Annotated in this window: 8 protein-coding genes and 3 pseudogenes; 8 read left to right on the top strand and 3 right to left on the bottom strand. The window is 64.4% G+C overall.

Features of this window, described 5'->3' with window-relative positions:
- The 3 genes and pseudogenes from ACFOMP_RS06785 to ACFOMP_RS06775 form a co-directional block, all read right to left on the bottom strand.
- Positions 1 to 309, bottom strand: a pseudogene (locus ACFOMP_RS06785) (hypothetical protein); the annotation flags it as partial.
- A gap of 25 nt (positions 310 to 334) precedes the next feature.
- Positions 335 to 1,402, bottom strand: a complete 1,068-nt coding sequence (locus ACFOMP_RS06780; protein ID WP_019351175.1) for a nucleotidyl transferase AbiEii/AbiGii toxin family protein — start codon at positions 1,400 to 1,402, stop codon at positions 335 to 337.
- Positions 1,395 to 1,988 carry a DUF6088 family protein gene (locus tag ACFOMP_RS06775; RefSeq protein WP_379028773.1) on the bottom strand — a complete coding sequence of 198 codons (594 nt, stop codon included), beginning with the start codon at positions 1,986 to 1,988 and terminating at the stop codon, positions 1,395 to 1,397. The genes ACFOMP_RS06780 and ACFOMP_RS06775 overlap by 8 nt, the downstream gene beginning before the upstream one ends.
- Before the next feature lie 504 nt (positions 1,989 to 2,492).
- Between ACFOMP_RS06775 and ACFOMP_RS06770 the strand changes: the two genes are divergently transcribed.
- From ACFOMP_RS06770 to ACFOMP_RS06735, 8 genes and pseudogenes are all read left to right on the top strand, one after another.
- Positions 2,493 to 2,975 carry a ParB/RepB/Spo0J family partition protein gene (locus ACFOMP_RS06770; RefSeq protein WP_379028770.1) on the top strand — a complete coding sequence of 161 codons (483 nt, stop codon included), beginning with the start codon at positions 2,493 to 2,495 and terminating at the stop codon, positions 2,973 to 2,975.
- Between the two features lie 932 nt (positions 2,976 to 3,907).
- Positions 3,908 to 4,381, top strand: coding sequence for a lytic transglycosylase domain-containing protein (locus ACFOMP_RS06765; RefSeq protein WP_379028767.1), 474 nt, complete (start codon positions 3,908 to 3,910; stop codon positions 4,379 to 4,381).
- A complete protein-coding gene (locus tag ACFOMP_RS06760) occupies positions 4,378 to 4,707 on the top strand; it encodes a hypothetical protein (RefSeq protein ID WP_379028764.1) in 330 nt (109 codons plus the stop codon). Before ACFOMP_RS06765 ends, ACFOMP_RS06760 begins: the two co-directional genes overlap by 4 nt.
- A gap of 271 nt (positions 4,708 to 4,978) precedes the next feature.
- Complete coding sequence (locus tag ACFOMP_RS06755) at positions 4,979 to 6,007, top strand: hypothetical protein (RefSeq protein WP_379028761.1); 1,029 nt, start codon at positions 4,979 to 4,981, stop codon at positions 6,005 to 6,007.
- Positions 6,004 to 6,555: a ribbon-helix-helix domain-containing protein gene (locus ACFOMP_RS06750; protein WP_449302606.1), complete on the top strand. Its 552-nt coding sequence runs from the start codon at positions 6,004 to 6,006 to the stop codon at positions 6,553 to 6,555. Before ACFOMP_RS06755 ends, ACFOMP_RS06750 begins: the two co-directional genes overlap by 4 nt.
- Positions 6,556 to 6,656: 101 nt before the next feature.
- A pseudogene (gene trbB / locus ACFOMP_RS06745) lies at positions 6,657 to 7,277 on the top strand (P-type conjugative transfer ATPase TrbB); the annotation flags it as partial.
- Positions 7,240 to 7,518: a VirB3 family type IV secretion system protein gene (locus ACFOMP_RS06740; protein WP_379028777.1), complete on the top strand. Its 279-nt coding sequence runs from the start codon at positions 7,240 to 7,242 to the stop codon at positions 7,516 to 7,518. The pseudogene trbB and the gene ACFOMP_RS06740, both read left to right, overlap by 38 nt.
- Before the next feature lie 11 nt (positions 7,519 to 7,529).
- A pseudogene (locus ACFOMP_RS06735) lies at positions 7,530 to 8,300 on the top strand (conjugal transfer protein TrbE); the annotation flags it as partial.
- Between the last annotated feature and the right edge of the window lie 57 nt (positions 8,301 to 8,357).

Genomic DNA, 8,357 nt, shown 5'->3' with positions numbered 1-8,357 from the left:
TTGGACGCCGATAAGGGGGCACTCTTCAACGCCGATTGACACCCAACTCAGGTGATAGTGACCGAAATAGGAGTGATAGCTGCCCCGGATCGGCTCGCCCACGGCGCTGGCGCAAAACTCGAGTAGATCCAGGATTACCGGCGTGTCGGGCACATCGCTCGGGGAGAGCGGCCATTCGATCCACGGAACCTCGGCGCCTAGCACCCGACGGAATGCTTGCTCGTCACACCCGGACGGACCGTTTCCGTCAGGACATTGTTCCGGAAAACGCAGGCCAAATGAGCCGTTGCCAATTCCTGTCTGGATCAAACTGTAGAGGCCGGCCCACAGGCGTTCATCGATGATATCGATTGTCGGAGGGCGTGAGCCGTATTCTCGATCCGTAAAATATTGCTGCGCGGTTCGCCTGCTCTGCGATGTCCGCGCATCGCTCGATCAGCACCTCAAACGGCTCCGCGTCTTCCAGCAGCAATCCGTCTTCGACCATGCGGGCATAGTCGTCCTCCAGCGCCTTCGCGCCATCTCCAGTCGGCACGAGTTGCAAGCCGCCGTTGACGGCCGCGGCATAGTCGACCGCCGTGCGGTCGGCGGCCTTCTCCGAAAAGAACATTGACTTGTGCCGGGCAACAGCGTTGGCCAGTTCGCGATCGGCGATAGCCGCATCCGCAAAACCAGCTTCATCCAGCCGGGCGACATCGTGCCAGTGTCGTGCGAAACGATCGCCGCGCAGCCGCTCCTGTAAGCAGAAGACATGGATGGCGGTCGCCTTCTCCCAGAAGGTCCGCTCGGCGTGCATCACGCGCGGACGCGCCGTTGGAAATATCAGTCCGTCGACCAAGCCGGCCGCATCACAGACGACATCACGCGGGCTTGCAGGTTCACCCGTCGAGCGAGCGCCAAACTCCAGCATCACGCTTGGCGCGACATAGCCGGAGCCGGTTGCGGTCGGCTCATAGTCGATAAAGAGCTTGTCTCCCTCGACACGGGTTGCTGCCGCCAACCCATCAGCGGCCAGGGCGGTCGCGATCACGGGTTGCACGGTATTGCCTATCCATTCCGGCAACCGCTTGCGAACCTCGCTGGACCAGCGCTTTTCCTCGCTGCGCGTCGTCGGCAGGGCTTCGCCGTTCTCCCCGACCAGATCGGGCGCGATTGCCCGAATGTCGTAGGTCAGGTCGACATCCTCGGAAAACCGGCGGATGACGTGATAAGCTTTCGACAGCGACGTGCCACCCTTGAACACAAGATGCTCGCCAAGCGGCGCTGCATAAAGGGTCGCCAGAGCCCAAACGACCCAAACGTCCTTTTCGAGAAGATGCGCAGGACGGCCGGAGCGATCGGCCGCGACGCCGAGCGCATCGCGGCGATCCTGCGCGGAAAGCTGGAGAAAGGCGTCAGCCATAGGCGGCCTTTCCGACGCTCTTCGCGAGCCATGTCGGAAACTGCGGCGCGGCAGCAACCAGTTCGCCAAACGCAACGGCCGGCAGCTTTCGCTTTAACGTCTTGAGCGCGGTGTCAGCCTTCTCCGGGCCGAGCCAGGCCAGTGCCCTGACAGCTTCTCCCGCCGGCCGGTTAGCCAATGTCAATTGCCAGCGCGGCGCATGCCGCAATTCCACGACCTGCTTGCCGAGGTGCATCTTCCGGCTGCGCCCGGAAGTCAGATAGACCCACCGCACCGGCACCTGTGTCGTCAGGCCAAGAGCGTTTGCCGCAGCGGCTCCATTCGAGACGATAATCTCTCCCTTTTGGGTCGCTAGAGCCTCGACCGCCTGCTCGACCGAAGGCGCTCGCGTGCCGAAGCGACTGGCGACGGGGCGAAGATAGACGCCACGACCAGCGCGGATGAGTTGACCGCGTTCGGCCAAGCGCGACAAAGCCTGATCCACAGCGGCGCGATTTCCGAGGTGGAGCAAGCCCTTGGCAGACACAGGGGAGCCTTCAGGCAATCCCGCCGCATACGCTTGAATCTGTTCGGTCAGCCGAGTCATCATCGTTCTCCTGTCAGAAATATACGCGGATTTCTGACATTTTTCAAGGAAAGCCATTGAAGGAGGGAGATTCAACAAGGGGAAAGCTTTCCCCTGCGACCAAGCCGCGGTCTCGGTCGACCCCTTCTGCGGGGAAACCCCGCAACGCCCCCTCTCCTAGCGAGAACGGGGCGATCAGGATGCTACTGGCTCAAGCCGTCTAGGGCTCCATATCCTGATCTGATCCTTGAGCCCGGCCGCCGCTCCGCTTCGGCCGGGCCGATTGCTTGGGGGCTCTGCCCCCTGGCGCGGCGCAAGGGATCGCTCACGCTCGACCGGGACGGTCTCCCCAGCCTTCCGCGCGGATGCGTGTTTCCCACTCTCGCCATGGCTTCGATCCGCTTGTGCAGGCCGGGTGATCCCCCTCCGTCCCGGTCGCCCTTGCACCTTGCCCCCCCGGTCTCGCCGACGGGCAGGGTTGCAGCGCAGCGCTGCGCTTCAACCCAAGCCCATAGGAGAAAGACCATGACCACGACCGCAACCAGCGCCCCGACCGACGAACATGGCACGACCGTCTTCATCCCGCTCAACAAGCTCAAGAAGCACCCGAAGAATGCCCGCAAGACCCCGCACAGCGAGGCGTCTATCGAGGCGAAGGCGGCCAGCATCGCCGCCAAGGGCATCCTGCAAAATCTGGTGATGGAGCCGGAAGCGGACGCGGACGGCGCGGTAACCGGCTTCTATCTCGTCAGCATCGGGGAAGGCCGCAGGCTGGCGCAGATGCTGCGCGTCAAGCGCAAGGAGATCAAGAAGACCGAACCCGTTCGCTGCGTCATCGACACGGCGAACGATGCCGCCGAGATCAGCCTTGACGAGAACGTCACGCGCGAAGACCTCCACCCCGCCGACCAGTTCGAGCGCTTCCGCGAGCTTGCCGAGGATCGGGGATGGGGAGCGGAAGAAATCGCCGCCCGGTTCGTCGGCATCCCTTGGTCGTCGACTATATGAGGCCGCTGGATAAAGCATCGGCAGCACTAGGATCGTCGGGTAGTGGATTAGGGGTATGAATTCGTGCGCGGATGTTTCTCGCCCGATATCTAGAGGGAAGTTGGTCTTTTTCAGCACACCATCTTTTCCGACGAGGCTAAAACTCTTCCGTACGGGATCGAAGATATCTTGAGCGATTGAACTCTCGAAAGTTGCGATGATATTCTGGCAGGTGGGGCAAGAGGCGTCGGGCAGCTCTAGCCCAGCGCCGAGGAATTCTGGAATGATATGTTCGCTGGTCAGCCTTAAGGGCTGCCCGTGTTCATCTTTCTGTCGACCGCAATAGACGCAGCGCCCGAAGGCTTCCAATTTTCCCTTGGTCTTCTGTGCCGGGAATGTCAGCAAATGCTCAGCGTGAAATACCCCTTCGGCGAACATGCGAAATGCGCCACCTTTTGGCTGATAGTCCGATTTTCCGATGATGGGCAAACCGCCGAGGTCGTTCCATCCGAATTTCCAGTATCGTCGTCCCTCAACGGAAGGCGAAACATCTCCACGCACGCATATCTCCCATTATATTGATGCTTCTGTTCCTACTTATCGCATATTGCATGTGAGCGTTACCTTCGGCCCGCGCTTTCTGCTGCGCCGAAACCACGCCTACAGCGCGTTTCCGCCATTCGGCTTCAATCGCTAACGCAAAGAGGCGGCAGCGGCTACTTCGCGAATGCCTCCGGAACGGCAGGGCGTCCGAAAAGCCCGGTCTCAATTCACCAACACATCGACACCAGCGAGGAACAGGCCGCTACGCTCAACATGCCGGGCTGACATAGAACCGCCGGCAAAGGCGGAGCATCCGCGTGAGCTGAGGGGATCGACACGGCGGTGCGCGGGTCAACCTTCGGCGGCGTCATCCGCCTATCGTGCAGCGATGGTGCGGGAACAAGGGCCGCATGTGCACCTGGGCCGGCCTGCGCGTCCGCTATCGCCTCGGCCGCGACGCCTATGATCCCCGCGACAACATCCTCGCCGGCACCGCCTATCTGCGCGAGATGTGGGACCGCTATGGCAATGTCGCGGCGATGCTCGCCGCCTACAATGCCGGTCCCGGCCGCTATGACGACCATCGCGCGACGGGCAGTCCGCTGCCGGCCGAAACCCGCGCCTATGTCGCAGCGCTCGCTCCGGCGCTCGGCAGCTCGGTCGCAGCCGGGACACCGGAGAAGCAATCCGCACCGCCGCCCGATTGGCGCGATGCCCCGCTCTTCGTCATGCGTCCGAGCGACAGGCGGAGCGCCGATCCGGTGCAGACCATCGGCACATCAGGCGACGTTCGCCCGACCGTTCCGGTGCGCGAGCGCCGCGGTGCGGAGCCGCGAGACGGCAGCATGTTCGTCGCGCGGGCCGACGATGGGAGAGCACCATGAGGATGGCGCTCTCCCATCTGTTCGCGCTGGTTCCGGTGTCCAGTCAGGCATGGTCGCGCCTGGCTGCATTCCCGGTCGGAAGGGCGGAAGGGTCAGAAAGGGTGGAGGGCAAGATAAAGGAAACCGGCACTCTGGCGGGCCGGTTTCGGGGCAAGCCCTTGTCTGCACACTGTTTTGGGGCGGCGCGGACGGCACCTTGGTTCAGGGCCTCGCGTGTCGCGTCATGGCGCAAAGCCTTGGCTTTGCAGGGTTTCGAGCGGCACCATAGCCCGAAATCGGACCTTTTTCGCCGTTTCAGCATCGTCGAGCCGGAGGCGCGGCCTTGAGCGACGACGAGGAGTTTCGCTTCCGCCCGAGGCCCGGTCGCGTCCGCAACGATGCGCCCAAGCTCGGCAAGTCCAAGAGCTTCTTCAGCCAGGCGAAGAGGATCGCCCGCCAGCAAAGCAACAGCCCGTCGCGATCGTCGGGATCGTCATCGCAGCGCGCCCGGTCGCAGGCATCGGCCAAGGGTGGTAAGGCATCACGGACGAGCGGTGGGCCGGGCCTGAAACGGGGACGCGGTGCGGCCTTCGTGCGCGCCCGCACCCTGTCGGGCGGATGGAAGCACAGCAGCGCCGGTCAGCGCCGCGTCGTCGTCAAAACCCGCTACGTCCAGGGCGCGGGCAAGAACGGCAAATCCGCCGCCCATATCCGCTACATCCAGCGCGACGGCACTCGCGCGACGGCGAGCGCGGCCAGCTCTATTCGGCGACCGACGACCGCGCCGACGGCGCTGCCTTCGTCGAGCGCGGCGCGGACGATCGCCACCAGTTTCGCTTCATCGTCTCACCCGAGGACGGCACGGACCTCTCCGATCTCACCGCCTATACCCGCGACCTCATGGCCCAGGTCGAAACCGATCTCGGCACAAGGCTCGATTGGGCCGCGGTCAATCACCACAACACCGGCCACCCGGATGGCTCGGTCTATGTCTCTAATTGGGGCGGCGGCACCGTCGAGCGGATCGCTCCGAACGGAACACGATCGACCGTGCTCAAGGGCATCGCTTCTCCGGCTGGCATCGCCATCGACGCTGCAGGCGCGATGTTTGTTTCGTCATACTCGGGGGACTACATCCTCCGGGTCTCGCAGGACCGAACACAGGTCCGCGTTGCCGAGAATCTGGCAACCCCGACCGGGATCGCTTTTTCGAGCTATGGTCAACTACTCGTCGCAAACCGTGCCGCGGGCGAAATCCTTTCCCTCAATCTGTCGAATGGATTGCGCCACATTGTTGGGCGCGGATTGTCCTTGCCGGTCGGCGTGGTCCAGATGAAGGATGGCAGCGTCGTCGCTTCCCAATACGGCGGGCGGGTGACGCGCATCCTGCCGGATGGTTCGACGCAGGAGTTGGGACAGAGCTTCTCCCGACCCGGCGTTGGCATTTTGCCGGATGGTCCCGATGCGGTTGTGGTCATCGACAACGGCGCTGCTCTGGTGCGCCGCGTTGCTTTCGACGGCCGCTCCGAAGTGATCGCGGAAGGTTTTGAAGGAAGTGCCGTGGCGCTCCGCCCGGATGCGGATGGTCGCGCGGCAAGCCTCGCTCGATCCCGGCGACGGCATAGAGCTTTGAGGAGCGCGCCATGACTACCCGCACCCGCATGAACGTCTATTTCGACCCGGCCTTGCTCAAACAGGTCGAGGCGCTGGCGCTGCGCCGGAACATCTCCAAATCCGCCATCGTCGAAGCCGCCGTGGCGTCCTTCCTCTCCGGCGATACGACCGAGAAGCTGGAGGTAGCCATGTCACGCCGCCTCGACAAGCTCGGCCGCCAGATCGACACGCTCGACGAAGATCTCGCCGTGCTCGGCGAGGCCGTCTCGCTGTTCGTCCGCTACTGGCTGACCTTCACCCCGGTCCTGCCCGATGCCGCGCAAGCCTCCGGCCGCGCCAAGGGGCTGGAGCGGTTCGAGGGGTTCATGCAGACCCTCGGCAAGCGGCTGGCGACCGGCGACAGGTTCTTGAAAGAGCTTTCGCGCGATGTCGAGTCGGTCCCGGCGCGCGGCGATGGGGATGCTCCGCAGGGGGTAGAGATCGCGCCGAATAGACAATCCGTCCTATTCGCCGCCGATGGCCGCCGACCGCCGCACCGGCCTAGATACTTGTTGAATCTGCCTGATTTCAGGCTCTTTTAATCGACCCCGATCCGGGGACCGTCTGTCGCGCCTCGTGGAGAAACGGGGCCGATATGACGACCAGCCATCAAAAACCGGAGGCGATCCAACGCGGCGCGCGCATGTTGCGCACCGCGCTTGGGGCCGCCATCGCGCGCTTTCTGGAAGACCCCACCGTCGTCGAGGTGATGCTGAACCCGGACGGACGCATCTGGATCGACCGTCTCTCCGAAGGGCTGTCTGACACCGGCGAAACTCTCTCGCCCGCCGATGGCGAGCGCATCGTGCGCCTGGTCGCGCATCATGTCGGCGCGGAGGTTCACGCCCGCAGCCCTCGCGTCTCGGCCGAACTGCCCGAGACGGGCGAGCGGTTCGAGGGCCTGTTGCCGCCTGTCGTCGCAGCGCCGGCCTTCGCGATCCGCAAGCCCGCCGTCGCCGTCTTCACGCTCGACGACTATGTGCGCGCCGGGATCATGCGCGCCGATCAGGCTCTGAGCCTGCGCGAAGCCGTCGCTGCGCGCGCCAACATCCTCGTCGCGGGCGGCACCTCGACCGGCAAGACCACGCTGACCAACGCGCTGCTGGCCGAGGTGGCGAAGACGGCCGATCGCGTCGTCATCATCGAGGACACGCGCGAACTGCAATGCGCCGCGCCGAACCTCGTCTCCATGCGGACCAAGGAAGGCGTCGCCACGCTCTCCGACCTTGTGCGGTCATCGCTCCGCCTGCGCCCTGATCGCATTCACCGTCCCGGTTCACCGCGCGCTGACCGAGCACATCCTGCTCGGCGGTGCGCCAAGGAGCATCGCGATCCTCAACGGGACGTTGGCCGGGGCCGTGGGCCTCGGCTTGCGCCTCTGGCTGGTCGGCCTCGCCATCTGGGCCATCGGCCACTTCGCCGCCGTCTGGGCCGCAAAACGCGATCCTCTCTTCGTGGAGGTCGGCCGCCGGCATCTGCGCATCCCCGCCATCCCGTCGGTCTGAGGGAGGCACAGATGATGAACCTCGCCGAATATCGCCGCACCGCCAGCCGCCTTGCCGACTATCTGCCCTGGGTCGCGCTCGCCGCCGAAGGCGTCGTGCTCAACAAGGATGGATCCTTCCAGCGCACCGCGCGCTTCCGTGGCCCCGATCTCGATAGTGCCGTCGCCGCCGAGCTGGTCGCGGTCGCCGGCCGCATCAACAACGCCTTCCGCCGTCTCGGCTCAGGCTGGAGCATCTTTTTGGAGGCGCAGCGCCACGAAGCCGCAACCTATCCGGCGGATCAATTCCCCGATGCCGCTTCCGGTCTGGTCGATGCCGAGCGCAAGGCCGATTTCGAGGAAGAGGGCGTTCACTTTGTTTCCGGCTGCTACCTGACCTTCCTCTATCTGCCGCCGGCCGAGGAAGCCGCTCGCGCGGAAACCTGGCTCTATGAGGGCCGTGAGCGCACCGGCATCGATCCGAACGAGATCCTGCGCACCTTCATGGACCGCACCGATCGCGTGCTAGCGCTGCTCGACGGCTTCATGCCGGAGTGCTCCTGGCTCGATGACAGCGAGACGCTGACCTACCTTCATTCGACCGTCTCGACAAAGCGGCATCGCGTGCGCGTCCCCGAGACGCCGATCTATCTCGACGCGCTGCTCGCCGATCAGCCGCTGACCGGCGGGCTGGAGCCGCGTCTTGGCGACCAGCATCTGCGCGTCCTCACCGTCATCGGCTTTCCGACCGCGACGACGCCCGGCCTGCTCGACGACCTCAACCGGCTGGCCTTTCCCTATCGTAACCATCCGGCGTAGGCCGCGGACGGGTGTCCGTGCTCAGGGAGTGGGCTTGGGTGC

The organism is Paracoccus simplex (assembly GCF_042648325.1).
GTDB classification, from domain to species: Bacteria; Pseudomonadota; Alphaproteobacteria; order Rhodobacterales; family Rhodobacteraceae; genus Paracoccus; species Paracoccus simplex.
The sequence above is the reverse complement of the archived record's forward strand: the minus strand, read 5'-3'. Positions and strand labels throughout refer to the sequence as shown.